The following is a 23,351-nucleotide window of genomic DNA, read 5'->3' as shown; positions in this document are numbered from 1 at the left end:
CCTTCTGATTGCTGTTTCAGTAATGTCGTGATTTACCACTAAAAACCGCCCTTTCATCCAAAGGACAGGATCATACGTATACAAAGCCCGAATTACTTTACGTTTAATCTTACCATTACACTATGTGTTTTTCAATAAGGCGAGATGGTCAGGCGGCCGGAAGCGGCCTGACCGGATTCTTCCCGCGAACGAGGCCGGACCCCGCGCCGGACGGGATTTCCCAGCCGGCGGTCTTTCTTTTTCATACGGACAGAATTATTTCACCCTGAATTAGTTTCTTCATTTTTGTATATTTTTATAATGCTGATCAGTATTTTTTCAGTTCTTCTCTAATAAATCTTTAACGATTTCTTCGAGCTTCATACCTCTCGATGCTTTAAACAGAAGGAGATCGCCGGAAGCGGCCATTTCCTGTATGGCGTGAAGCAGTTCTTTTTTGTCAAGATAATGGCTGACGCGCCCTTCTTCAAAATGCCGGCGCGCTCCGTCAGCGATGAATGCGCCGAGTGTGCCGTAAGTAAATACATGGTCGATTTCCGCCGGATTGACCGCAGCTCCGCATTCTTCGTGGAATGCTTTTTCTTCATCACCAAGTTCAAGCATATCACCGAGCACGAGCATTTTCTTCCGATAGCCTTTCATCGTTTCGATTAATTCGACCGCCGCTTTCATTGACGTCGGGCTCGCATTATATGCGTCGTTTACGATCGAGATGCCGTTGTCCGTTTTGACCAGTTCCAATCTCATCCCCGTCACCTTCAGGCGGCTCAGTCCCAGAGCGGCATTTTCCGGCGTAATGCCGAAATAGATGCCGGCGGCGTATGCAGCCATGGCATTCATCACATTATGTCTGCCGAGAACCGGAATAAAGAAAGAACGGTCGATCCCGTCGATATTGAAGTACGTGCCTTCTTCCGCGTGTTTTATTTCTTTCAGGCGGAGATCATTGTCCGCGCCTGCGCCGTATGTCGTTGTCCGGCAAGTGTACGTCTTTTCGCGAAGCAGCGGCTCATCCCCGAAATAAAACAGAACGCCGTCTTCCCGAAGTCCGTTTATAATTTCAAGTTTCGCCTCCGCAATTCCTTCTCTTGAGCCTAAATCCTGCATATGGGATTCGCCGATATTGGTAATGACGGCCGCTTCCGGTTCAGCAAGACGGCTCAGAAAATCAATTTCGCCCCTCGCGCTCATTCCCATTTCTAAAACGGCGATTTCTGTATCTTCAGGCATGGCAAGCACAGTCAGCGGCAGGCCGATATGATTGTTGAAATTGCCGGCGGTTTTGTGAACGCGGTACTGCGTGCCGAGAACGGCGTGAAGCATGTCTTTCGTTGTCGTTTTTCCGTTGCTCCCGGTCACCCCGATAACCCTTGTGCCGAGCTCTTTCAAATAAGCTTTTGCCAATGTTTGCAGCGCCTTCAGCGTGTCATCGACCAGGATGACAGCACGCCCTTCCGGCGGATTCGGTTCAGAGCGGTCCCACAACACCGCGGAAACGCCTTTTTCGAATGCTTGCGGCACAAAGGTGTGGCCGTTAAAATGCTCGCCTTTTAAAGGAATGAACAGCTGATTTTTTTCCAAAGTCCGCGTATCGGTTGCGGCGCCCTCAATCATTGTTTGTTCAAATTCGGGATTTGTCAGTGTGCCTTTGACCATGTCTGCGATTCGTTTTACAGTTCGCTTTATCAAAGGTGGCACCTCGCTTTCTGAAAATGTTGTCTGTTACGGGAAAAGACACTGCCCCTTCAGGCAGTGTCCGTCTTCATTAAAATGTATGTTTAATCAGCTGTTTTTCGGCATGGCGTTCTTTTGCCAGCTCAACCAGCTGTTCGATCAGATCACTGTAATCTACACCTGCTTCTTTCCAAAGCAGCGGGAACATGCTGAATGGCGTAAAGCCCGGCATTGTGTTCACTTCGTTAATGAGCACTTGACCGTCATTGGTCAGGAAGAAATCGGCGCGGACAAGGCCTGATCCGTCAATCGCTTTGAAGGCTTTAATCGCCATTTCGCTGATTTCCGCATATTGTTCATCCGTCACTTGCGCGGGAATCATTAAATCCGTGTCGCCGTCTTCATATTTCGCTTTGTAATCGTAAAAGTCGGTTTTCGGCGCGATTTCACCGACGGCGGAGCATTTCGGTTCGTCATTTCCGAGTACGCCGATTTCGATTTCTCTGCCGGCGATTCCTTCTTCCACCACAATTTTCCGGTCATACTCAAAAGCCAGTTCGAAGGCTTTTTCAAGCTCTTCACGGTTTCGGCATTTGCTGATTCCGACGCTTGATCCGAGGTTCGCCGGTTTGACGAAGCACGGATATCCCAGCTCCTCTTCAACCTGCTGTAAGCAGCTGTCCGGCGTCTGTTTCCAGTCCTTTTTTAAGAAAGCGGCGTACTTCGCCTGCGGAAGCCCCGCTTGAGCGAACAAATGCTTCATGATGACTTTATCCATGCCGGCTGATGATGCAAGCACCCCGTTGCCGACATAAGGAACGTTCAGCAATTCCAGCAGACCCTGAATGGTGCCGTCTTCACCGTTCGGTCCGTGGAGAAGCGGAAATACGACATCGATCGGCGCCTTTTCGTCAGGCGACGCTTCAGGAAACATTTCCCGGTTCAATGCTGATAGAGCGAAACTTTCACCGTTTTGTTCCAGCTGAAGCATTTTCACGTTGGAAACCGGCTCAGTCAGCAGCGGGCCTCTTTGCCATTCTCCTTTTTCAGTGATGTAAATCGGATGTATATCAAACTTCTCAGTATTAAGCGCTTTTGTTACAGCTAATGCTGTCTGCAGCGATACATTGTGTTCGGCTGACTTTCCGCCGTACACCAATCCTAGACTTGTTTTCAATGGATATTCCCCCCACAACAATTCATCTTTACTATCTTATCACTTTCCTCAGAAAATGATCTAATTATTTTTGGGCATTCTGAATATGAAAGCATTTGTATGTAATTCCTTTTTATTTTATATTAAAATGGCATGGAAAAGGAGATGTGTCATATGAAAAAAATCAGTACAACAGAACAATTTAATGAACTTATTCAATCCGACAAGGAAATCATCGTGAAATTTTTCGCTGACTGGTGCCCTGACTGCACGCGCATGAATATGTTCATCGGCGATATTTTGGAAGAATATAATCAAAATGATTGGTATGAACTGAACAGAGACGAGCTCCCTGAGCTTGCCGACAAATATCAGGTAATGGGCATACCGAGCCTTCTGATCTTTAAAAACGGTGAAAAGAAAGCGCATCTTCACAGCGCAAACGCGAAAACGCCCGAAGAAGTCACAGAGTTTTTATCACAGCATATTTAATTCGTTTCACGATCTTTGTTTATGACTTCAGGCTCTACATGAACATGGACATGAGTCACATCATGTTCATGTTTTATTGTATACTCGACTTCATCGGCTACTTCATGGCCTTCTTTCACAGACAGCCCCGGATCTACCGTAATGACCATTTCCACATGAACCGTGCTCCCTAAATACCTTGCTTTCACATCCTTCAGCCTGCTGACCTCTTTTATTTCTTTCACCGTGTGTTTATACGGCTCCAAATCTTTCAGATCAAACCCGTCCGTCAATGAGTGGGAAGCATCTTTGAAGATGTCCCATGCCGTCTTACAGATGATGATTCCGATCAGAAAAGCAATGACCGGATCAATCCACGGCAGATGAAGCCGGGCCGTTAAGACGCCTATAAACGCCCCAATACTGACATAGGCGTCAGAACGGCTGTCTTTCGCCGCCGCATGAAGCGCAGCACTTTTAACCCGATCTGCAAGACGGCTGTTATATACATACATGCCGTACATTACAATCGCGCTTCCGAGCGCCGTCCATGCCGCAATGAAGCTCGGCTCGGCCTCCGTTCCGCTGACAATCGCCTTTGCCCCTCCGATCAGCACTTCAAAACCAACCGCCATCATAATAAAAGACGCAATTAATGAAGAAATTGTTTCAGCCCGATAATGTCCGTAGGCATGATCACTGTCCGCGGGGCGCTGGGAAATCCGGAGCCCGATCAGCACAGCCAGTGATGCGACAATATCCGTGGCATTATTTAACCCGTCCGCTCTGAGCGCTTCGGAATGATAAATAAGACCGATCACCAGTTTGACGGCGGCAAGGATGAGGTACGCGCCGATATTAAGAATCGCGCCTTTCTCGCCCCGTTTTAAGTTTGCCGTTTGATCATTCATGTAAGGAGTCCTCCATTCTCATTCATAGTATGGATGGAAAAGCGGAAAAATAGCAGCTTTGATCTGAGCGAATGCAATATTCGACAGCATGATTCCCCGGGAAACTTTTTGTCGAAAAATTGGCGGTATTTTTCCTTTACATATGAATATGCCCATTGTATACTTTCATTAACTGATAATGATTCTCAATATCATTTGATTAGGAGGGTAATCATGAGGTCTTCTCCTCAGCTCAGATCATCAGTTGAAGGACGAAAAAAACATCTGATCCATTTGCTGATCAATAACGGAATATACAAAAAGTCGGAACGGCATTTATATGAATTATCGCTCGGAGAATTAGAAAGCGAATACAAATATGTAAGGAAGGTGCGGGCTCATGGCGAAACGTAAAATAAAAACATACGAACAGCTGATAAAAGAAAACAAGGCGGCCATTATGAATAATCAAAAGCTGATGAATGTGATCTATGACAGAATTGACCGCAAGCATCAAAAACTGCTCCGGCACAACAGCCATACATAAAAAGAGCCTTTTTCAGGCTCTTTTTTTATTGCTCAAAGGCTTCCGCCGCTAATTTGCCGATGACCGCATCGTCCATCGGCGGATTGTGAAGGCCGGCCCGGGCATCCCGATAATACCGCTGAAGCGGATTATTTCGCTCCAGGCTTTTTGCGCCGGTGATTCTCATTGCTTTATCAACAACAGAAAGGACGGCATTTGTCACAATATGTTTTGCGATGCCGAGCTCGCTTTTGATGAAAGGGCGGCGTTTCGGGTCATCATACATTTGCGCCGCCGTGAAGAGAAACTGTCTCGCTTTTAACAATTCAAGCTCCATTTCCCCGACACGCTGCTGAACGGCCGGCACGTCTTTAATCGGTCCGTTCAGGCTGTTCGGCGAATATTCGGATGCAAACCGGACGGCATAGTCCCTTGCCGCTTGAGCGATGCCCAGATAAGCAGCGGGAATGTGAAGCAGCCAGCCATTCACTTTCGCCGCTCTCGGCCCGCTGATAAGCTCCACAAGCCGCTCGTCACTGACCGTGACATGATCTAAAAGGAGATCATGGCTTCCGGTCGCCTTCATGGCAATCATATCCCATGTTTCTTCGACTGAAACGCCTGACTGATCTTTATGAATGAGAAAAACACCGGTCGTTTGTTTTTCTTCAATCCATGCCGTCACAAGCATATAATCCAAAGTCAGTGAAAGGGTTGTAAAGGTTTTTCGGCCGTTCAGCACCCATTTTCCGTCTTTTTTGACAGCGGAGGTGCCGGGTCTTCCTCCCCTCGTCGGACTGCCGGTCTGCCGTTCCGTCGCTGCCCTGTTCAGGACAGCTCCATTTTTCACCTCTTCTGTGATAAATGAAAAGACATCTTCATCCCAGCTGTTTCCTTCTCCGAGCTCACCCATGACGGATAAATGCCAGCCGATTCCGAGAGCAACGGCCGCGTCTCCCCGCGCCAGCCGTTCCTGAAACAGCACCATATCATAAACGGAAATGCCTGCACCGCCGAATACCTCAGGTACCGTTAACGCCGTATATCCCGCGTCGCGCAGTCTTTGAATTTTCTCCGCAGGAAAACGGCCCGCCTCATCATCAAGCGCGGCTGTTTTTTGAAATTCGTCTGCAAGCAGGCCGATTTTTTCCATCCATTCCCTCTGCCGTTCATTCTGTATCCATAAAGACACTGGAATCCCCCCATTATAATTCCGATAAAGTTAATAAGTATTATAGAGATTCAAGTCTCGTTTCGCAACTGTGAGGCTGTACAAAAAAAACACGCTATTCCATGGAATAGCGCGTTCAGACTGCTTCCGGGCCGCGGTCCTGCTTAAGCCCGAGATAAATCAGCATATATGTGAGATAACCCATCGTCATCACAAGCCCGCCAAAGAAAAAGCTTGAAAAAATCGGCTCTTCAAACGCGGTAACTGCCGCAAGCACGATCCAGCTTGCATACAGGTAGATGATGAAATAACTGAATCCCGACTTCATTTTATATAAGAGAAACAGCCCCACTGTAGAAAACAAACCCAGCGCAAGCCTGAAATAAACAAGATGTTCGAATTGGAACATGAATGACACAAAGGAAAAACCAAGCAATAACACAATCGGTAATGCGGTAATAAAATTTCTCAAGTGAGCACCTCCGTCATTACCTTTATTATAAATCAAAATAGCATAAATTATTGATTTATCGTGATCTTTTTCACAAAAATGTCATTCCTTTACTTTATACCCGAACATCGCGTTTGCAAAAGCTCCACCAAGCGACGGCTAAGAAGAATACGATATGGATAATGATAATGCCTGCGGAAAATAACGGCGTCATTCCCGCAAACAGCGGTTTCGCCCCGCTCATATATTGCGTCAGGTCAGTATTTGCGAACAGCAGAAAACTTCCCCATTTGTTTTGGAAGAGCGACATAATCGTCACGAGTGATTTTGCGCCATACAGCACGATAAATGACAAAATGACGGCCGTTGCGCTGTTTCGGAATACAGAAGAACACAACAAGCCAAAGCATGCCATCGCAAACGCCTCGACCCAGTTCGTGCCGATTACTTTCAGGGTGTTCATAAGAAGCGTCCCTGATTCAGATGTCACCGACACGCCGAAGAAAGCCATGCCGAACAGCAGAGACAGAATATAGTACGCCGCATACAGGTACAAGCTGACCAAAAATACGGTAATGAGTTTAGATACAAAAATCCGCTCCCGCTTTACCGGGCGGATTAATAAAAATTTGATCGTTTTCTTATCAAATTCAGCGGAAATGATCGTTGCCGCGATCACGATCGTTAATGCCTCAAGCAGAATATTCAGCCCGGGCGCGTACGCCATATAGCCGATGAAATTCTCATCCGTTCCGGAACTGATGACAAGCCGTTTAATGACAAGCGCCATAATAAATTGGAGAACGGCCATCAGAATCAGCGCCACTAATGAGACTTTTCGGTTAAAGAGTTTCATATGCTCATTCGCTGTCAATTTAAACATTCGTCTCCCCCTCCTCTTGAAGCGCCGTCGTCACTTTCATGAATTCATCCTCCAGCGATTCCGCATACGGCATGATGGAATACACGAGAAAGTCTTGTCCGACGAGCGCACGGTTTAATGCCGGGATGTCCTTCTTCGCTACGGTGACGGTAATGCCCCCGCCGTTTTTCTCCGGAGCAAATTGCTGTTGGGACAGCCATTCGAATGCTTCGTCAGCCGGCTGAATGTCGAGGACGGCTTTTTCTTCTTTTTCCTCAGCGCCGCGCAGAACAACCTCTGTTTTGATCTCACCTTTTTGAATGATGATAACACGGTCGCAAAGGTCCTCCACTTCACGCAATAAATGCGTCGCAAAAAGGATGCTCGTCCCTTCAAGCTCCGCGAGTTCCTTTAAGTGATCGCGGAAATCCTTCATTCCGCCGGGATCAAGCCCGTTTGTCGGTTCATCTAAAATGAGCAGATTCGGACGGTGAAGAATGGCCTGCGCAATCCCGAGACGCTGACGCATACCAAGGGAATACGTTTTAACTTTGTCATGAACGGCATTGGTGAGCCCGACCCGTTCGATGACTTCCTGAAGCCTGTCCTCTTTGATGTTTTTGTGCATGTTGGCAAAGTGCTTCAGATTTTCCCACCCCGTCAGGTACGGGTAGAATTCAGGATTTTCCACGATCGCTCCGACGGATTCAAGCGCTTTTTCGAAATCAGCATCGTGCTGAAAGCCGTTAATTGTAATCGTGCCGCTGTTTTTCTTTAAAAGACCGACGATGATTCGGATAAGTGTGGTTTTTCCCGACCCGTTCGGACCGAGCAAACCGATGATCTCGCCCTGCCTGACATCCATGCTGATGTTTTTTAAAATGTGCTTTTTGCCTATTGTTTTGTCAAGGCCTTCAATATGTAAAATCGGCTCAGTCATACAGCCTTCCTCCTTTTTCACAAAAAATAAACAGTGCCCGTACAAAGGCACTGTCTGCATTATAACATTAGTCATATATTCGTGAAGAGCCGGAGCCGACGTTATGTCTTATCCGGGACCGGTCCGTTTTTTTCCTTCTCTTCATTATTGACGACATCCAGAATATCAAGCAGGAACACAAAAATCGGAATCCCGATAATCAAGCCCCAAATGCCGAAGAAATGTTCCGAGAAAATCAGAACTGTAAAGGTAAAAAAGATCGGCAGTTCCGTTTTCGCTGACATCAGTTTCGGATTAAGGAAGTACGTCTCAATCGCATGGATGACGAAAATGACCAGCACGATGTAGATGACATACGCTGCGCCGCCCGTCGTATATGCGATGATGCTGAGCGGAATGAGCGAAATCACCACACCCGCCACGGGAATGAGCCCGAGGAAAAAGACCATGATTGACAGGCCGAACAGCTGCGGAAAATGCAGAATCGCCAATGCGATCAAGGTGAGGATACAGTTCACCAGCGCGATAATAAATTGGGCTTCAAGCACTTTGCCGAATGTTCTCGCAAACTTGCTGCCGAAATAAGCAAGTTCGTAGTAAAAAACAGACAGCTTGCTGTGCTGAAATTTTTTCATAAACTCCGTGAGCCGCTTTTTCTCGAACAGGAAAAACATGCTGAGAATCAGTGACATCACGACCTGCAAACCGAAAGTGCTGATATCGGCCAAGTATGTATACAGTACATTAAAACCTTCTTTTACATAGGAACCGATATTGATATCGCCGAACACGCTCGATATCTCATCATAAAACGGAATGACATCGGGATGATACGCGATGTGCTTGATCTGCTTAATCAGCTGTTCAATCTGCTTGGCAACAATCGGGTAAAAGACAAAGCCTCCGACAGTCGCCCCGACAGCCAGCGCAATATATAAAACGGTGATGACCACCCTCTGGCTGATCCGGAAAAAATGGTTCAACACGTGCCGGATGACAGTCTCCAGCCGATCCATCAGAAAAGTAAAAATAAACGTAAGCAAAATCAAATTAATCATACTTCGGAATACAACTAACACCCCAGTCAAAACAAGAAAAACGGAAAAACGTCTGACACCCGGATGCTGAAAAAATTTAAAAATAGCCGCCATTTATACACTCCTGCTAGGACAAAAAGCCCTTAGATTTCATCTTTCACTCTCTAATTGTAAATTATATAACAAAATGACGCTAAGGTCTTTGTCCACCTCCTAATAAATTTAAACAAATTTATCTTTTTTACTCATGGCGGCCGAAAAAAAGAACGGCATGCCCGATGCATGCCGTCCCTTTCCTTTTATACCGCCGTTTTCATTTCTTTAACGGCCTGTGTGCTTTTCGCTTCGTCAAACTCATTTTCGCTCTTGGCTACGATGATGGTGGCGATTCCGTTTCCGATCAGGTTGACGATCGCCCTTCCTTCACTCATAAAGCGGTCGACGCCGAGGAGCAGCGCCAGCCCCTCCAGCGGAATAACCTGGAGCGCCGATAAAGTGGAGGCGAGCACGATAAATCCGCTTCCGGTTACGCCCGCCGCGCCTTTTGATGTCAGCATCAGCACGAGAATGATCGTAACCTGCTGGCCGATGGTAAGGTCAACGCCGAACACCTGCGCCAGAAAAACCGTCGCCATGGACAGATAAATTGAGGTGCCGTCCAGGTTAAAAGAATATCCCGTCGGAATGACAAGGCCGACAACCGATTTGGAACAGCCGTAGCGCTCCATTTTATCCATCATCCGCGGAAGGACGGACTCAGAAGAGCTTGTGCCGAGAACGATGAGCAGTTCATCTTTAATAAAACGGAGATAGTTCCACAAGCTGAAACCGAATAGTTTGCAAATGATATTCAAAGCGACAAATACAAACAGGAACATCGTAACGTATACAGACAGCATCAGACTCGCCAGCGGCTTGATGGAATCAAGGCCGAAGTGCCCGATCGTATAGGCCATGGCTCCGAATGCGCCGATCGGCGCCGCGCGCATGATGTAGCCGATGATTTTGAAAAAAACATGCGACAGTTTATCAAAGAAATCAATAATGCTTTTGCCTCTTTCACCGAGCGCCGCCAGGCCGACACCGAATAAAACAGAAAAGAATAAGACCTGAAGAATGTCGCCTTTTGCGAAAGCGTCAACCATATTTGACGGAACGATGTGAGTGATAAATTCAATCCAGTCAATCCCCTGTCCCCCGTTTTGCGTGTACTGAGAGACATCCCCTTTTTCAAGCTTGCTGTAATCAAGCCCCTCACCGGGTTTCATGATATTGACGACCAGAAGTCCGATAATAAGGGCGATGGTGGTCACGACTTCAAAATAAATAAATGCTTTTCCCCCGACTTTGCCGACTTTTTTCATGTCTCCCATCTTGGCGATGCCAAGCACGATCGTCAGGAATATGATCGGTGCGATAATCATTTTTACCGCATTGATAAATGTATCGCCGAGCGGCTTCATCTGCTTCCCGGCCTCAGGCCATACGAGTCCGACAATGACGCCGATGATAACCGCCGTGATGACCTGCACCGTAAGATTTTTGAAAATTTTCATCCCTACTCCCCCTTGCCTCTCGCTGCGTCTATACAAAAATGATAGCGTTTTCAAACAAAGAGGGGAAGCTTATGATCATAACGGACATTTTGGTCTTTTTGGTCTCGGCTAGCGGACGAATTTGTAGCGGTTAACCGGCCGGCCCACTCCCCCGTATTGAATGTCGAGCTTAATCTGGCCGTCTTTTTCAAGAAAATCAAGATAACGCCGCGCTGTCACCCTGGCGATTCCGAGCGCTTTGGCGGCTTCTTCAGCTGAAAGCGGCTCCGTCTGCTGTTTCATATAGGTCAAAATTTCATTCATCGTAAAATGATTTAACCCCTTCGGCAGATCCCGGGACGGATTTTGCGGAATTTTAAGCAGCATGTCAAGCTGCTCTTGCGACATGGTGTCATGCTCTTCAATTTTCCGTTTATATTGTTTATAGTTTTCGAGCGCCTGTCTCATCCGCTCCAGCTTAAACGGCTTCAAAATATAGTCGGCCGCACCGTTTTGCAGCATAAGCTGGATTGTTTCTTTGTCTTTTGCGGCCGAGACGATGATGACGTCCACTTCGAGCTTTTGTTTTCTGATTTCCTGGAGCGTTTTAATTCCGTCTTTTTTCGGCATGTATACGTCTAATACCACGAGCCCGGGCCGCAGATCTTTAATAAGCCTGATTCCCTCGTCTCCGTCAGCGGCTGTGGCGATGACGCTGAACCCCGAAACACCGGTGATAAATTCTTTATTCACCTCCTGCACCATCGGATCATCTTCAATAAGCAGCACCTTGATGTCCATCGAATGATTCCTCCCCCTTCATCGGAAATAAAATAGAAAATGCCGTTCCCTGTCCCTGCCGTGTGTCGACTTCAATAACGCCCATCCCTTTGTCGACGATTTGTTTGACGAGGTACAAGCCATATCCCGTTCCTCCCGTTTTATTGACGGTAAACCCTTTGTCATAAAGGCGCGGGATGTGCTGATCGGAAATCCCGCTTCCGTTGTCTTCTATTAATATAGCAAGCACTTCATCATTTTGCTCGATACTGATGTCAATATGTTTGTCCTCCGTGTCCGCTGTTTCGAATGCGCCGAACGCATTTTCAATTAAATTGCCGAGCAGGACGACAATGTCATGCTGGTCGACATGCTCCGGAAATGCCGAGAAACTGCTGTTTTCATCAATTTTCACAGAAATGCCAAGCTCTTTTCCTCTTTTGATTTTGCTTAACAGCAGTCCCGCCGCAGCGTCATTCTGAATGGCCTGATGAAGAAAATCGGTAACGCTTTCTTGTTCTGATGATTCCTTAAAAGCAAGCTGGAGCGCTTTTTCTGATTTTCCGAGCTGAATCAGTCCCGCGATGGTGTGAAGCTTGTTCATATGTTCATGATTTTGAACTCTGAGCGCATCGACAAAATTTTTCACACCTGTCAGTTCTTCCGCCATTTTCGCCGCTTCCGTCCTGTCCTGAAAAATGGCGACGGCTCCGATGACCTTCTTTTTCATGACGATCGGAATTCTGCTGCTCATGATCACCTTTCCGCTGACTTGGATTTCTTCATTATATACGGCTCGGTTCCGCTCGACGATCTCAGGGAGGCGCGAATCTTTTAACACGTCCCAAATCAGCCTGCCATCGGTCTCTTGTCTGACATTGAATATCTGCTTCGCTTTTTCATTAAAAATGGTGATGTGATGCTGATTATCAATCGCGATGACGCCCTCATTCATTGAATGAAACGTAGCGGTCCGTTCCTCATACATTCTCACGATCTCATGGGGCTCCAGCCAAAACATTTGTTTTTTGATGTGGCGGGCCAGCAAAAAGGAGCCGGCCAGTCCGAACCCGAGCGCCAGCAGAACGATAAACAGTATTTCATGTTTCAGCTGAAGAAGAATTTCACCGAATCCGGGCAGCGTTTTACCGGCCAGAACGACGCCGATCTGATTCAAATCCCGGTCTTTGATGGGATAAAAAGCGCGGACGGCGGTGCCGATCTCTCCCTTTGCTTCGGAAAAATAAATGTGCTCGGCGAACGCCGCGGCTTCGTCCTCACCCCTTGAACGCTTTCCGATCATTGTGCTGACGGGATGTGAATAGCGGATATGATCCATATCCATGACGACGATGTAGTCCGCTTCATTGATGATCCTTATTTCTTCGACCGCATGGCGCACGTCTTCCCTTTGTTTTTTCTGCTCGAGGGCGCGTTTGACATCGGTCATCTCAGATACCGTCCGCGCGGTATTCATCAGCCGTTTTTTCAGCTCGCGCTCCTCTGTATGCTGAATATTGCCGATCAGCACGATGCCGACGATCAAAAAGGTAAAAAGCACGACGATATACGAAAGTATGGTGATTTTCCAGCGGATGGTGAGCTTTTTTTTCGTCATTGGCCTCTTCCTTTCCGTCTCTTTACGAAAACGGCCCGCCCGATTATGCTTGTTATAGAAAATGGCGGAGGGGGTTTTCGATGAAAAGCTTGCTGACTTGTCTCAGCCTGATGGTACTCGGTATCGGAACCGCTTTATTCATCGGCTTTCATGATCGTTTCTCAACGGAAGAACCGTATTATGATGACGAACAGGAAGGCCTGAAAGATCAAATCGTTTTCAAATTCAGCCATGTCGTTGCTGAGAACACGCCAAAAGGGCGGGCGGCGAATAAGTTTGCCGACCTGGTCTATCAAAAGTCCGGCGGCACCATTAAAGTAGAGGTGTTTCCAAACGGGAGCCTCTATTCAGATAATGAAGAAATAAACGCCCTCCAAAACGGGGACGTGCAATTCATCGCTCCCTCCACCTCAAAGCTCGGATCACTGTCTCCCGAATGGGGTGTTTTGGATCTGCCGTACGCGTTTACAAACTATAAAGCCGTGCAAGAAGGCCTCAACGGCAAAATCGGCACACGCCTGTTCGCTTCATTAGAAAAGCATCATTTGAAAGGACTGGCGTACTGGACGAACGGGTTTAAGCAGCTTACGTCAAATAAAGGGCCGATCTTCACACCGGACGATTTGAAAGGACAGGCGCTCAGGATCATGCCGAGCAGCGTGATCGAAGACCAGTACCGCCTGCTCGGCGCGCACCCGCGGCAGGATTCCTTTAATTCCACGTTTCAGCTCTTGGAAAGCAATCTCGTAGACGGAGAAGAAAATACGATTTCAAATATCTATTCTAAAAAATTTTATAATGTTCAATATTATTTGACAATCAGCAATCACGGGTACCTCGGTTATGCCGTGATGACCGACGAGCATTTCTGGAATTCGCAGACAGAAAAAACGAGAGCCATCTTAACGGAGGCGATGAGAGAAACGACGGAATGGAACGAAGCCTCCGCTGAGAAAATGAATAAAGACCAGCTTGAAGAGATAAAGAAGAATTCATCCATTCATATTCATGTGCTGAGCAAAGCGGAAAAGAACACATGGATGAAACGCCTCGACCCGATTTACGGACAATATGAACAGGTGATCGGCCGCGGGCTTGTGCAGGATTTGTTATCCTTGCGCCGCGAGCCTTAGCAGGACCAATACGCCCATCTCCGTTTCATCCCTTTTCCCGCCGGGGAAGTAAATAGGGACAGAGCAAAAAAAGGAGATGGAGACATGTTTACACATACGAAAAAACTGCAGCATCCGGCTAAACCGGATCGTCCTGACCCGCTGTTCGCCAAAAAGATGCAGGAAATTTTAGGGGGACAATACGGGGAAATATCCGTCGCCATGCAATATTTGTTCCAAGGATGGAATACACGGGGCAATGAAAAATATAAGGATCTTCTGATGGATACCGCGACGGAAGAAATCGGCCATGTCGAAATGATCGCGACGATGATTGCGAGATTGTTAGAAGACGCCCCGCTGGCAGAGCAGGAAAAAGCGGCTGATGACCCGGTCATCGGGTCCATTTTAGGTGGGATGAATCCGCATCATGCGATCGTCTCAGGACTCGGCGCAATGCCGGAGAGCAGCACGGGCGTTCCGTGGAGCGCAGGCTATATCGTCGCAAGCGGAAACCTTCTGGCAGACTTCCGCGCCAATCTGAACGCCGAATCACAAGGAAGGCTTCAAGTCGCACGCCTGTATGAAATGACCGATGATAAAGGCGTGAAAGATATGCTCAGCTTTTTATTGGCCCGCGATACCATGCATCAAAACCAATGGCTTGCGGCCATTAAAGAATTAGAAGCACAGGAAGGCCCGATCGTTCCTTCCACATTCCCGAAGGCGCTGGAAAAACAGTCATTCTCCCATAAGCTTATTCATTTCTCAGATGGCGGAGAAAGCGCTGAACAAAATTGGCTGAAGGAAACAGCGCCGGACGGAGAACCATTTGAATACGAAAAGGAACCGAAAGCGCACGGCGAAATAGCTAAGCTGGATCCCGTCCCGCCGTATGTCCACAACACGCTTCCCGGACGCGAGTAAAGACACAAGCCCAAAACAAACTGTTTTGGGCTTTCATTATGCCTTCAGAACCGTCCAGTCCGGTTCATATCGGATGTCCGGATGATGTAACAGCTCGTGAATGACAGGTTCATCCTCTTCATACAGCATCACTTCTATTGAAAGAATCGCAGCCTTCTGCTCGTTTTCTTCGTATAGGCGGTCATGTTCGCTCTCCATAAAATCATCATAGGCCTGTCTGTTCTCCCAAACGCTGATGATCTCTGCGATGAACAGGCCGTCTGCGTTTTTCCGCCAGCCGCCGGCCTGTTTGACGAAGCCATTTACACATGATAATGCTCCCCACCTTGACTGTGCTTGCGCAAATGCTTCAGCGTTTGCAGCGTCTGTTTCACATACAATTTTTTTGATCAGCATGACGTTCCTCTGTGATGACTGTTTTCGCACGCGTATGCTCAACACAGAGATTCACGGTTCTGACGTAAGAGCGGGTGCGGTGAATCGTGCCTTTCGGGATGAGCAGGCTGTCATTTGCTTTGAGCACTGCGGTTTCTTTGTCCTTAAAATCGATCAGCAGCTCACCTTCCAGAACGATGAACCATTCATCTGAGTCAGGGTGATGGTGCCAGTCATATTCTCCCGTAAACACTGCGAGGCGCACACAGTGGTCATTGATCTCCGCGATTGAAAAATTGTCGTGTTTTTCTTTGACTTTATTGGCGATAGCGAGCAAATTCAGCATGTCAGACACGAGTGAAAAACCCCTTTTTCATTTATTGTATCGCAACGGCGGATCAGATCAAGATTTTTCCAAAATAAAAAGCGATCCAGCTGATGCGCCGGATCGCTTTTGATCTGCAGGTTGTCTGCCTTTTATGCTTTTATTAGCTGCTTCGTCTGTTTCCGCCTTTTTGGCCGATTTCCTTATAAAAATCTTTGTCATGATTTTTACTTGTGGCTTCTCCGCCTTTTTGGCCGATTTCTTGATAGAATTCCTTGTCATGGTTATTGCTAGTGGCTTCTCCGCCTTTTTCACCGATTTCCTGATAGAATTCTTTGTCGTGATTTTTGCTAGTGGCTTCTCCGCCTTTTTCACCGATTTCCTGATAGAATTCTTTGTCGTGATTTTTGCTTGTGGCTTCTCCGCCTTTTTGACCAATTTCCTGATAGAATTCTTTGTCATGGTTATTGCTTGTCGCTTCTCCGCCTTTTTGACCTGCTTCTTCTCTGCTCATTTTGTTATTATCTTGTGCCATTTTTGAATTCCTCCTTTAATTGGTGTTGGTTGTTGGTTTCCCGATTTCAGAACTGCTAAACAAAGAAAACACATTGAATGTGTTTTCGGGCGGTTTTTTATCATTCTGTATCCTTCATGCGTTTTAGAATCCGGCGTTTTTTATAAAGCATGATGCCTGTTTCCGCGATGCTTTCTAAAGCTGAACGGTTGGCGGACGCGCCGAAGATGATACCTGCGGCCGGAACCATTTGCAGCAGTTTTTTCGCTGCGAACGTATCGCGATAGCTGTAAACGACTTCCCGCCAGCCTTGGATTTGCGAGGCGACGCGCTGATAGGCGCGGTCGTTTTGATCATATTGCCGTAAATCTTGCAGGATCGCTTTTTTTCCGATGACGTCACTGGATGCAAGCTGGAGCAATTTGACGATAAACACGCGTTCTTTTTTGTCTTTCGGATCAAAGCCGTAAGCAACCGCGATATCCTGCAGCGTCTTTAAGGACAGGCCGAGCATCGCCGGAATGTCTGCCGCCAGCGTGAATACGCCGCCGACTCCCGTTGCGGCTCCCTGCACCGTCGCGGCCTTTACGCTTGTACGCGCTATGGCTTCTGCGATTTCGTCCATGACGGCAAGCGGCGCATTGCGGATGTCGTGAAGCGTTTGACATGTACCGTGCGGCAGCCGTTTTTGAAACTTTTTCATGATGCGCTTTTCTGATGTCAGGTACTGTCCGCCTGACTGAATAAACGTTCCCGTTTCATCGAGAATGAGTCCGATTTTCCTCTGAATAAATTGCGGTGTCAGCTTGTCCAAAAGCTGAAACGGCAAGCGGGTGAATGTTTGCCAGAACATCACCCTCTGCTGCGCCTTTTCCCATTTTTGAATGTCTCTCAATTGTCTTTCCAGGTCTGTCCGCTCTTCTGTCACCCGTCCTGCACGTCCTTTCTGATTTCTTTGTTCATAGTATACCTTTATGGCGTTTTCTTTTTACACACCGACGGATTTTTTATCCGGAAAACATCCCATTGTTTAATTTTCTTCAAATTCTGTATATTGTATAATTTTGAATAATACGATTGAAGGAGAATGTTGAATGCAATGGATTTATTTAAGTTTAGCGATCATTTTTGAAGTATTGGGTACGGTCAGCATGAAATTATCAAATGGATTTACAAAACTTGTCCCAAGTATTTTATTGTTATTGTTTTATATCGGCAGCCTTTGTTTTCTTACTTTGACTTTGAAATATATAAGTGTCTCCATCGCGTATGCGGTCTGGTCGGGGATGGGGATCGTGCTGATTTCCGTGATCGGAATTTTTTTCTTTCATGAACAGTTCTCTGTCATAAAAGCCGTCTCTGTTCTTCTGATCATCATCGGTGTCGTTTCCTTAAACTTTATTTCTGAAAGTGAAACGTCATCAAACGGCATCAGCGTTCATACGGACAGAAACAGATAATGAAAGGGTTAAAGGTTCTCTTCCTCATTACAGATATTGGATTTATCGTTTATTGGATTGTTACTTTTTTTGAGTGGATTCCAAAAAACATGGTGTTTAAAGATTATGATAACGCCATGATCATGGCCTGGAACTGGTCATTCTTTCCCTTAGATATTTTCATTTCGATAACCGGGCTGTACAGCTTGTTTCTTTATAAACGGAAACATGCGTTATGGCGCTCTTTCGCATTAATATCACTTGTGCTGACCTTTTGTTCAGGCCTGCAAGCGATAGCCTTTTGGGTATTTATCGGTGATTTTGATCTTATGTGGTGGGCATTCAATCTGTACTTGCTTCTTTATCCTTTATATTTTATTCAGAAATTGCTGGTCTCTCGTAAAAATAGCTGTCATTCTTTTTGATGAGGCGGTTTTCTTTTTCTTCAGGCGGGAAACACTTTTCATAAAGGAGTGATAGACATGCCTTGGTCTATGAAGGATTATCCGCAATCATTGAAGAATCTCGAGGAACCTGTGAAGAAAAAAGCGATCGAAATCGCGAATGCGATGGTAGATGAGGGTTATGAAGAAGGACGGGCCATTCCCATTGCAACAAGTCAGGCGAAAGAGTGGAAAAAAAACGCTTCTAAGGAAGAAATCGATCAGCTGATGAAACACGATGATGAAACGAAACGCGGAAATTGAATCGGAATAAAGGAAAAACCCCGCTCTCAAGAGAACGAGGTTTTTCTGATTATAAACCGTAATAATAAGATAGCGTGGTGACTGAAACGTAGCCTGTCGCTCCTGCATACGTGACTTTCAGCCATTTATTAGAATTGGTGTAGTGGCCTTGAACATATTCTCCGGTTACCCAAGAACCTGTAATTTTTTTACCGCTTGAGAATGTTGTGATCGTTGAACAGCTGACCTTAGAGCATGAGCGCATATTAGCACCGTAAATACCGACTGTGCCCCCGCTGGCTAAAATGGAAACGTCCGGTTCAGCTTTAGGTTTGAAAGCTGCTGCTGATGCAGAGCCGCCAAAAGCGAATAAAGAAACAGCAAAAATCATGGCTAAAGAAATGATCGACAAACGACGTACCAAGAAAATTCCCCCTCTTTTATCATATGGCCGGAAAGCTTTCCTGACGTTATTATACTTTTTCGCCCGGGAGACTGAAATAAGTCTAATGCTCCAACTTCTTTTCTTCGCAAGTGACCATGCCGATTCATTTTTGATAGATAACAGCGGTTTATTGGACTGGAATCACTGATATATCGTTGATTCAAACGTTTATTCAGAGCGGCCGGAGTTTTTCCGGAGGTCATTTGAATGGTACAGAAAGGTTTTACCTTCCAATGGAAAGAAACATTATTATTCTATTTACCCGGGAAAACGGAGGAAATACAGCGTCTTTTTCTCAAATCAGTTGGGCGGACAGAAAGTTGTGAAGTTATATAGGCAAGTGTCCTCTTTTCACCTTTTTAAAAGAACGCTCCACGCATCCGCGCATGATCCGACGCGGAAACACGCTTTGCGAACGGCATCGCTTCTTTCCCGGAACGATGTCGTTTTCATTTTCGGACCTTTCTTCGGCGGGATACATATCATAGATAAAACAGGGCATCAATGTGCCGGTTTATTGAACATAAAGAACTTGACATCTTATAATAGCGGATTTATGATGTAGATAAAATAATTTGCATCTAGGAAACTTTTTGTTATTTAGCTAAAAATCTATTGGAATTTAGGTGAGACATAATGAGCAAAGACATCTCAGCACAATCATTGCAAGCAAAAGCCGTGCAGGATGCACTTGACGGCAAAAGCAAGGGATTCAAGCGGCTTCTGCCTTTTTTAGGCCCCGCCTTTATCGCGGCGATTGCCTACATTGATCCGGGAAACTTCGCTACGAATATCTCAGCTGGTTCGAAGTATGGGTATATGCTGCTGTGGGTCATCCTCTTTTCAAACTTGATGGCTTTTTTAATTCAAGTTCTTTCCGCGAAGCTCGGCATTGCCACGGGTAAAAACCTTCCGGAAATCGCCAGAGACCGGTATCCGAAATGGGTATCAGCCGGGCTGTGGATACAGGGTGAACTGGTGATTATGGCAACTGATCTGGCAGAATTTATCGGGGCGGCGCTCGGACTCAACCTGCTGTTCGGCATACCGATGGTTGAAGCGGCCATTATCGCGGCGATCGGATCATTCGCGATTTTAGAGCTGCAGCGCCGGGGTTACCGGGCGCTGGAAGCGGGTATTGCCGGACTTCTGTTCGTCGTGGTGATCGCCTTCGCTCTGCAAACCTTCTTTGCCAAACCTGACGCCGCCTCCGTTCTCGAAGGGCTGTTTATCCCGAAAATTGACGGAATGGACAGTGTGCTTCTGGCAACCGGGATACTCGGCGCAACCGTGATGCCGCATGCCATTTACTTACATTCCGCACTGACACAGCGCCGTGTCGTCGGAAAAACGGATAGTGAGCGGAAAAAGATTTTTAGATTCGAGACGATTGACATTCTCATCGCGATGGTGATCGCCGGGGCGATTAACGCAAGCATGCTCATCGTCGCTGCCGCGCTTTTCTTCAAGAACGGGCTGTATGTAGAAGATTTAGACGTGGCTTATCAGCAATTCGGCCACTATATCGGACCGGCTTCAGCCATTCTCTTCGGGATCGGGCTGCTGGCCGCAGGGCTTTCAAGCTCTTCTGTCGGCACATTGTCAGGCGATATTATCATGCAGGGCTTCATCCGTTACCGTATCCCGCTTTATTTGCGGCGTTTCATTACCATCATTCCGCCGATGATCATCATTATCTCGGGGGTCAACGCCACAGAAGCGCTCGTATGGAGCCAGGTCGTTCTTTCATTCGGCATCTCCTTTGCGCTCGTGCCGCTGATTATGTTTACAAGCAACAAACGCCTGATGGGCGCCCTGACGAACCGAAAATGGGTGACGGCTCTCGCCTGGCTGATTGCAGTTTTGGTGATCGCGCTTAATCTGTTTGTGATCTACGATTCATTCCGTTAGAAAAAACCGGCCATTGCGGCCGGTTTTTCTTTTGACGCCGGGTGCCGTTCGTATCTTTTTCCGGGCGTTTTTGGTATGATAGAAGAAAAATCGGAGTTTTGCTTATGTCAGTATTTATCCTTTTTTATCTGTGGATTGTGCCGATTGTCATCGGCATCTTCTGTTCTCTTTTTGCTTATCGGACAACGGGTAAGAGACGTCTGATTCCCGGCTTTTTGATGATCGCATTAAGCATCGTTTCCTTAATCACGGGGCTTTGGATCGGCGGGGTGAACTATCATGTGTTCATCGGGGGCATGTTTTTATTCGGTACGTTATTGGCCGGCTCCGCCTTCCCGTTTTTCTTCGCTCTTTCACGCAAACGAAAATAAACAGGCATGCCGCCTGTTTATTTTTATTCATTAACCCTAAATTATAAAACCGCTCCGATAATGTGATTCCGCCTCAATCAGCCTGTACATGTGTTATATAGGCTCCAGCCCATGTCCCATCTCATCGAAACTGCAGCCAAAATGAATCCTACCAAAGAAGATTTTGAATTATAAGAAAAATACTGTATTAAAATCCTATTTACCCCAAAAATACCTATTGATAGAATGGTATCTGAGAGGGGAAAATGTTCAAAGCGGATCATATCGGTCCCGCCTAAATACATAGTCTTTCATTTCTCTCTACACTACATTTCTAAAGGAGGATTTCCCATTAGACACGCAGCTAAAGGCATTCTGTTTGCCGCATCTTTAGCCCTTGTAACTACTGCTTTTGTCCCCGCATCCTTAGCTAAAGAAAATCATAATAATACTGCCAATGCCACTGGAACGACCAAATCATTTTTTTATCAGACTGATACGCAATTTTCCTACGGACTTAAAGCACAAAGCGATGCATCTGTGTCAAAACCAGTCAAAGATGTAATCAGAGAAGTGCTGAAAAATAAAACAAAATTATTCAATCTTGTTGAAAAATTAGCAGGAAAGAAAATAAGAAATGAACTCGAATCCGTTTTCAATGAACACATCGAACCGGTTTTAAAGAAAATGCTGAACGAGTATGTCGCCTTAAGCTGGACTGACGTGGAAAAGAATCTTTATCTTTCACTTAAAAAGTCCGGACTTTCTGACAGCCAGGCTAAAAACCTCGCTCATTTAACAACTTTAGCAATGAAAGCATTTTAAAATCATTCATAAATGATCATCAGGAAAATACGTATGAAGTAATGCAAAGTGCTGTTAGATTCACTCTAATAGCACTTTTTCATTGGAGATGTCAAAAATGACTGTCTTTTTTACTGTTCTGCTCACTTTCTTATGCTGCCTTGTGATTTCATCTCTTATTTTTATGATTCTATTAAAAAAAGAGATCGTGGATACACCGCCAAACCGCTTAGCTCATGCAGCATTCATCGTACTTATTGGATTCTCCCTGTTCTTCGCTATAACTGTACCCAGCCTAGTTATTTATTTTGCAGCTATAACTGTAAATCATTTTTTCGGAGAATATATCATCTATGGTTCACTTTCAGACTTATACATATTTTCTGTCGTCGTAAGTATCTTAGCTTTAGTTTATATGCTAATCCTTACGGCAATTGTAAAAGGAATGACTCATGTTTTGACATTGCCTGCTTGGTCAGCCTATATCCTTGAATTCATTTTTGCATGGGCTGCTGTTTACTTCTCAATCCAATACGTTTCCAATCATATCATTGAGAACATATCTATATTTCAAGGTGGAGAAATTCTTCTTTCATTGTTCATCACTTTCTTATTTTCGGGATTGGATATCCTTTTCACTAATTTGGATAAGATCACAAAAGAGAAATTAGGCTAAGGGGGTAACAAATATGAGAATCATGACATATATATCCTATTTTTCTATTTCTTTAGTTTTGCAGGTGGTATGGCTGCTATTAATAAAAAGAACATCTAATATATTTCTGATAGATATGATTACGGTGTCCTTCTTATTCACCCTCTTTATGTTCATCTTAGATCAAATGTTCAAAAAAAAGCGGACAAATTAGGGATTGTTTTTTAATAATCCTCGGGCTTCTCTTTCGTTTTGAAATGATTCCGGATCTGGAGATGTTATGGTGAGCCATTCATTAATGAATAACACCAGCCTCTGTAAAATACTTCTCCTTTTATATAACATCCTGACTTTTCCGTCATATATTCATACGAAAAAACTGCAATAGGGAGTAATGAAACATGATATTGTTTATTGGCAAGTTCATGTTGCTCTTTTTACTCTGTTCGCTGGCATATTATTTGTTTAAAATTGTTTATTACAATATAGGGAAGAACATTGCGCTTAAAACCCCGAAAGGGACAAAGACAAACCGGACGGCACGTGTGTTTGTCAAAAATGGAACTACACTGAATGAGGGAGATTTATTTTATGATCGCTGTTGTGACCGCTCTCTGGCTGTTCTTGAGATGAATTGCACTGGTCCTTCATAAGTTTTTTGATCAGCCATCGCTCGCCAGCTGCCGATTTTCACAAT

The 23,351-nt window shown here is 45.8% G+C and carries 28 protein-coding genes and 2 pseudogenes; 14 read left to right on the top strand and 16 right to left on the bottom strand.

All coding sequences use genetic code 11. From position 1 onward, the window contains the following. Nucleotides 1-318 precede the first annotated feature (318 nt). Together murF and NYE28_RS02435 are read right to left on the bottom strand one after the other, a co-directional pair. On the bottom strand, nt 319-1,689 hold the full coding sequence (gene murF, locus NYE28_RS02440) for a UDP-N-acetylmuramoyl-tripeptide--D-alanyl-D-alanine ligase (RefSeq protein WP_342490277.1): 1,371 nt from the start codon (nt 1,687-1,689) through the stop codon (nt 319-321). A 76-nt stretch (nt 1,690-1,765) separates the two neighbouring features. Further along, nucleotides 1,766-2,851, bottom strand: a complete 1,086-nt coding sequence (locus NYE28_RS02435) for a D-alanine--D-alanine ligase (RefSeq protein WP_003156199.1) — start codon at nt 2,849-2,851, stop codon at nt 1,766-1,768. A 153-nt stretch (nt 2,852-3,004) separates the two neighbouring features. Between NYE28_RS02435 and NYE28_RS02430 the strand changes: the two genes are divergently transcribed. Continuing rightward, entirely contained in the window at nt 3,005-3,322 is a 318-nt protein-coding gene (locus NYE28_RS02430; RefSeq protein ID WP_003156200.1) for a thioredoxin family protein, read from the top strand. Here the strand turns inward: NYE28_RS02430 and NYE28_RS02425 are convergent. Then, nucleotides 3,319-4,212: a cation diffusion facilitator family transporter gene (locus NYE28_RS02425; protein ID WP_100001218.1), complete on the bottom strand. Its 894-nt coding sequence runs from the start codon at nt 4,210-4,212 to the stop codon at nt 3,319-3,321. The genes NYE28_RS02430 and NYE28_RS02425 overlap by 4 nt on opposite strands. A gap of 213 nt (nt 4,213-4,425) precedes the next feature. Between NYE28_RS02425 and NYE28_RS02420 the strand changes: the two genes are divergently transcribed. Both NYE28_RS02420 and fbpB read left to right on the top strand, forming a co-directional pair. Next, on the top strand, nt 4,426-4,605 hold the full coding sequence (locus NYE28_RS02420; RefSeq protein ID WP_003156203.1) for a Fur-regulated basic protein FbpA: 180 nt from the start codon (nt 4,426-4,428) through the stop codon (nt 4,603-4,605). Beyond that, a complete protein-coding gene (gene fbpB, locus NYE28_RS02415) occupies nt 4,592-4,738 on the top strand; it encodes a Fur-regulated basic protein FbpB (protein WP_003156206.1) in 147 nt (48 codons plus the stop codon). The genes NYE28_RS02420 and fbpB overlap by 14 nt, the downstream gene beginning before the upstream one ends. A 25-nt stretch (nt 4,739-4,763) precedes the next feature. On the opposite strand, the gene NYE28_RS02410 is transcribed toward fbpB, so the two are convergent. The 8 genes from NYE28_RS02410 to NYE28_RS02375 form a co-directional block, all read right to left on the bottom strand. Beyond that, nucleotides 4,764-5,909, bottom strand: coding sequence for an acyl-CoA dehydrogenase family protein (locus NYE28_RS02410; RefSeq protein ID WP_094031517.1), 1,146 nt, complete (start codon nt 5,907-5,909; stop codon nt 4,764-4,766). A gap of 115 nt (nt 5,910-6,024) precedes the next feature. Continuing rightward, nucleotides 6,025-6,360, bottom strand: coding sequence for a hypothetical protein (locus tag NYE28_RS02405; RefSeq protein WP_342490276.1), 336 nt, complete (start codon nt 6,358-6,360; stop codon nt 6,025-6,027). Nucleotides 6,361-6,454: 94 nt separating this feature from the next. Continuing rightward, nucleotides 6,455-7,222, bottom strand: a complete 768-nt coding sequence (locus tag NYE28_RS02400) for an ABC transporter permease (RefSeq protein ID WP_007410217.1) — start codon at nt 7,220-7,222, stop codon at nt 6,455-6,457. Further along, the gene (locus NYE28_RS02395; protein ID WP_012116860.1) at nt 7,215-8,141 is read right to left on the bottom strand and encodes an ABC transporter ATP-binding protein; all 927 of its coding nucleotides are present in this window, start codon (nt 8,139-8,141) and stop codon (nt 7,215-7,217) included. Before NYE28_RS02395 ends, NYE28_RS02400 begins: the two co-directional genes overlap by 8 nt. 101 nt (nt 8,142-8,242) lie before the next feature. Further along, nucleotides 8,243-9,292 (bottom strand): AI-2E family transporter, encoded by a 1,050-nt coding sequence (locus tag NYE28_RS02390; protein WP_007410215.1) that lies wholly within the window; start codon nt 9,290-9,292, stop codon nt 8,243-8,245. A gap of 185 nt (nt 9,293-9,477) precedes the next feature. Next, nucleotides 9,478-10,734: a C4-dicarboxylate transporter DctP gene (gene dctP / locus NYE28_RS02385; RefSeq protein WP_012116859.1), complete on the bottom strand. Its 1,257-nt coding sequence runs from the start codon at nt 10,732-10,734 to the stop codon at nt 9,478-9,480. A 108-nt stretch (nt 10,735-10,842) separates the two neighbouring features. After that, nucleotides 10,843-11,514 carry a response regulator gene (locus NYE28_RS02380; RefSeq protein WP_003156219.1) on the bottom strand — a complete coding sequence of 224 codons (672 nt, stop codon included), beginning with the start codon at nt 11,512-11,514 and terminating at the stop codon, nt 10,843-10,845. After that, nucleotides 11,489-13,111 carry a sensor histidine kinase gene (locus tag NYE28_RS02375; RefSeq protein WP_014416956.1) on the bottom strand — a complete coding sequence of 541 codons (1,623 nt, stop codon included), beginning with the start codon at nt 13,109-13,111 and terminating at the stop codon, nt 11,489-11,491. The genes NYE28_RS02380 and NYE28_RS02375 overlap by 26 nt, the downstream gene beginning before the upstream one ends. Before the next feature lie 80 nt (nt 13,112-13,191). On the opposite strand from NYE28_RS02375, the gene NYE28_RS02370 reads away from it, so the two are divergent. Continuing rightward, nucleotides 13,192-14,244, top strand: coding sequence for a TRAP transporter substrate-binding protein (locus NYE28_RS02370; RefSeq protein WP_342490275.1), 1,053 nt, complete (start codon nt 13,192-13,194; stop codon nt 14,242-14,244). Between the two features lie 84 nt (nt 14,245-14,328). Then, nucleotides 14,329-15,150 carry a manganese catalase family protein gene (locus tag NYE28_RS02365; RefSeq protein WP_032870326.1) on the top strand — a complete coding sequence of 274 codons (822 nt, stop codon included), beginning with the start codon at nt 14,329-14,331 and terminating at the stop codon, nt 15,148-15,150. Nucleotides 15,151-15,186: 36 nt separating this feature from the next. Here the strand turns inward: NYE28_RS02365 and NYE28_RS02360 are convergent, their stop codons facing one another. The 4 genes from NYE28_RS02360 to NYE28_RS02345 form a co-directional block, all read right to left on the bottom strand. Then, nucleotides 15,187-15,546, bottom strand: a complete 360-nt coding sequence (locus NYE28_RS02360; protein WP_160222855.1) for a DUF4937 domain-containing protein — start codon at nt 15,544-15,546, stop codon at nt 15,187-15,189. After that, a complete protein-coding gene (locus tag NYE28_RS02355; RefSeq protein WP_007410209.1) occupies nt 15,521-15,880 on the bottom strand; it encodes a cupin domain-containing protein in 360 nt (119 codons plus the stop codon). Before NYE28_RS02355 ends, NYE28_RS02360 begins: the two co-directional genes overlap by 26 nt. 133 nt (nt 15,881-16,013) lie before the next feature. Further along, the gene (gene gsiB / locus NYE28_RS02350; protein WP_015416859.1) at nt 16,014-16,385 is read right to left on the bottom strand and encodes a glucose starvation-inducible protein GsiB; all 372 of its coding nucleotides are present in this window, start codon (nt 16,383-16,385) and stop codon (nt 16,014-16,016) included. A 100-nt stretch (nt 16,386-16,485) separates the two neighbouring features. Then, a complete protein-coding gene (locus NYE28_RS02345; RefSeq protein WP_012116852.1) occupies nt 16,486-17,292 on the bottom strand; it encodes an EcsC family protein in 807 nt (268 codons plus the stop codon). Between the two features lie 166 nt (nt 17,293-17,458). Here NYE28_RS02345 and NYE28_RS02340 point away from each other — a divergent pair, with 166 nt between their 5' ends. The 3 genes and pseudogenes from NYE28_RS02340 to NYE28_RS02330 form a co-directional block, all read left to right on the top strand. Next, the gene (locus NYE28_RS02340; RefSeq protein ID WP_007410206.1) at nt 17,459-17,824 is read left to right on the top strand and encodes a multidrug efflux SMR transporter; all 366 of its coding nucleotides are present in this window, start codon (nt 17,459-17,461) and stop codon (nt 17,822-17,824) included. Beyond that, nucleotides 17,821-18,228, top strand: coding sequence for a DUF5360 family protein (locus NYE28_RS02335; protein WP_007410205.1), 408 nt, complete (start codon nt 17,821-17,823; stop codon nt 18,226-18,228). Before NYE28_RS02340 ends, NYE28_RS02335 begins: the two co-directional genes overlap by 4 nt. Before the next feature lie 57 nt (nt 18,229-18,285). Then, nucleotides 18,286-18,501, top strand: a pseudogene (locus NYE28_RS02330) (DUF2188 domain-containing protein); the annotation flags it as partial. 58 nt (nt 18,502-18,559) lie between these two features. Here NYE28_RS02330 and NYE28_RS02325 read toward each other — a convergent pair. Next, the gene (locus tag NYE28_RS02325) at nt 18,560-18,913 is read right to left on the bottom strand and encodes a hypothetical protein (protein WP_007410203.1); all 354 of its coding nucleotides are present in this window, start codon (nt 18,911-18,913) and stop codon (nt 18,560-18,562) included. Between the two features lie 654 nt (nt 18,914-19,567). On the opposite strand from NYE28_RS02325, the gene NYE28_RS02320 reads away from it, so the two are divergent. The 6 genes and pseudogenes from NYE28_RS02320 (at nt 19,568) to NYE28_RS02295 (ending at nt 23,287) form a co-directional block, all read left to right on the top strand. Beyond that, on the top strand, nt 19,568-20,845 hold the full coding sequence (locus NYE28_RS02320) for an Nramp family divalent metal transporter (protein ID WP_094032124.1): 1,278 nt from the start codon (nt 19,568-19,570) through the stop codon (nt 20,843-20,845). A 104-nt stretch (nt 20,846-20,949) separates the two neighbouring features. After that, the gene (locus tag NYE28_RS02315; protein ID WP_032870316.1) at nt 20,950-21,216 is read left to right on the top strand and encodes a hypothetical protein; all 267 of its coding nucleotides are present in this window, start codon (nt 20,950-20,952) and stop codon (nt 21,214-21,216) included. A gap of 225 nt (nt 21,217-21,441) precedes the next feature. Next, nucleotides 21,442-22,020, top strand: a complete 579-nt coding sequence (locus tag NYE28_RS02310) for a hypothetical protein (protein ID WP_169510081.1) — start codon at nt 21,442-21,444, stop codon at nt 22,018-22,020. Between the two features lie 97 nt (nt 22,021-22,117). Next, nucleotides 22,118-22,675, top strand: a complete 558-nt coding sequence (locus NYE28_RS02305) for a hypothetical protein (protein WP_015239177.1) — start codon at nt 22,118-22,120, stop codon at nt 22,673-22,675. A gap of 13 nt (nt 22,676-22,688) precedes the next feature. Next, nucleotides 22,689-22,868 carry a hypothetical protein gene (locus NYE28_RS02300; protein ID WP_007410196.1) on the top strand — a complete coding sequence of 60 codons (180 nt, stop codon included), beginning with the start codon at nt 22,689-22,691 and terminating at the stop codon, nt 22,866-22,868. Between the two features lie 187 nt (nt 22,869-23,055). Then, nucleotides 23,056-23,287 (top strand): annotated as a pseudogene (locus NYE28_RS02295) (hypothetical protein). The last annotated feature ends 64 nt before the right edge of the window (nt 23,288-23,351 follow it).

The organism is Bacillus sp. FSL R5-0443, from assembly GCF_038608285.1.
GTDB classification, from domain to species: Bacteria; Bacillota; Bacilli; order Bacillales; family Bacillaceae; genus Bacillus; species Bacillus velezensis.
This window is presented reverse-complemented; position numbering and strand designations above follow the sequence as displayed.

Excerpts from the sequence above, each read along its gene's own strand:
- NYE28_RS02430 (WP_003156200.1), top strand. The coding sequence starts at position 3,005 with ATGAAAAAAATCAGTACAACAGAACAATTTAATGAACTTATTCAATCC.
- NYE28_RS02425 (WP_100001218.1), bottom strand. The coding sequence starts at position 4,212 with ATGAATGATCAAACGGCAAACTTAAAACGGGGCGAGAAAGGCGCGATT.
- NYE28_RS02420 (WP_003156203.1), top strand. The coding sequence starts at position 4,426 with ATGAGGTCTTCTCCTCAGCTCAGATCATCAGTTGAAGGACGAAAAAAA.
- fbpB (WP_003156206.1), top strand. The coding sequence starts at position 4,592 with ATGGCGAAACGTAAAATAAAAACATACGAACAGCTGATAAAAGAAAAC.
- NYE28_RS02400 (WP_007410217.1), bottom strand. The coding sequence starts at position 7,222 with ATGTTTAAATTGACAGCGAATGAGCATATGAAACTCTTTAACCGAAAA.
- NYE28_RS02395 (WP_012116860.1), bottom strand. The coding sequence starts at position 8,141 with ATGACTGAGCCGATTTTACATATTGAAGGCCTTGACAAAACAATAGGC.
- NYE28_RS02390 (WP_007410215.1), bottom strand. The coding sequence starts at position 9,292 with ATGGCGGCTATTTTTAAATTTTTTCAGCATCCGGGTGTCAGACGTTTT.
- dctP (WP_012116859.1), bottom strand. The coding sequence starts at position 10,734 with ATGAAAATTTTCAAAAATCTTACGGTGCAGGTCATCACGGCGGTTATC.
- NYE28_RS02380 (WP_003156219.1), bottom strand. The coding sequence starts at position 11,514 with ATGGACATCAAGGTGCTGCTTATTGAAGATGATCCGATGGTGCAGGAG.
- NYE28_RS02375 (WP_014416956.1), bottom strand. The coding sequence starts at position 13,111 with ATGACGAAAAAAAAGCTCACCATCCGCTGGAAAATCACCATACTTTCG.
- NYE28_RS02370 (WP_342490275.1), top strand. The coding sequence starts at position 13,192 with ATGAAAAGCTTGCTGACTTGTCTCAGCCTGATGGTACTCGGTATCGGA.
- NYE28_RS02365 (WP_032870326.1), top strand. The coding sequence starts at position 14,329 with ATGTTTACACATACGAAAAAACTGCAGCATCCGGCTAAACCGGATCGT.
- NYE28_RS02360 (WP_160222855.1), bottom strand. The coding sequence starts at position 15,546 with ATGCTGATCAAAAAAATTGTATGTGAAACAGACGCTGCAAACGCTGAA.
- gsiB (WP_015416859.1), bottom strand. The coding sequence starts at position 16,385 with ATGGCACAAGATAATAACAAAATGAGCAGAGAAGAAGCAGGTCAAAAA.
- NYE28_RS02340 (WP_007410206.1), top strand. The coding sequence starts at position 17,459 with ATGCAATGGATTTATTTAAGTTTAGCGATCATTTTTGAAGTATTGGGT.
- NYE28_RS02315 (WP_032870316.1), top strand. The coding sequence starts at position 20,950 with ATGTCAGTATTTATCCTTTTTTATCTGTGGATTGTGCCGATTGTCATC.
- NYE28_RS02310 (WP_169510081.1), top strand. The coding sequence starts at position 21,442 with ATGGTATCTGAGAGGGGAAAATGTTCAAAGCGGATCATATCGGTCCCG.
- NYE28_RS02305 (WP_015239177.1), top strand. The coding sequence starts at position 22,118 with ATGACTGTCTTTTTTACTGTTCTGCTCACTTTCTTATGCTGCCTTGTG.
- NYE28_RS02300 (WP_007410196.1), top strand. The coding sequence starts at position 22,689 with ATGAGAATCATGACATATATATCCTATTTTTCTATTTCTTTAGTTTTG.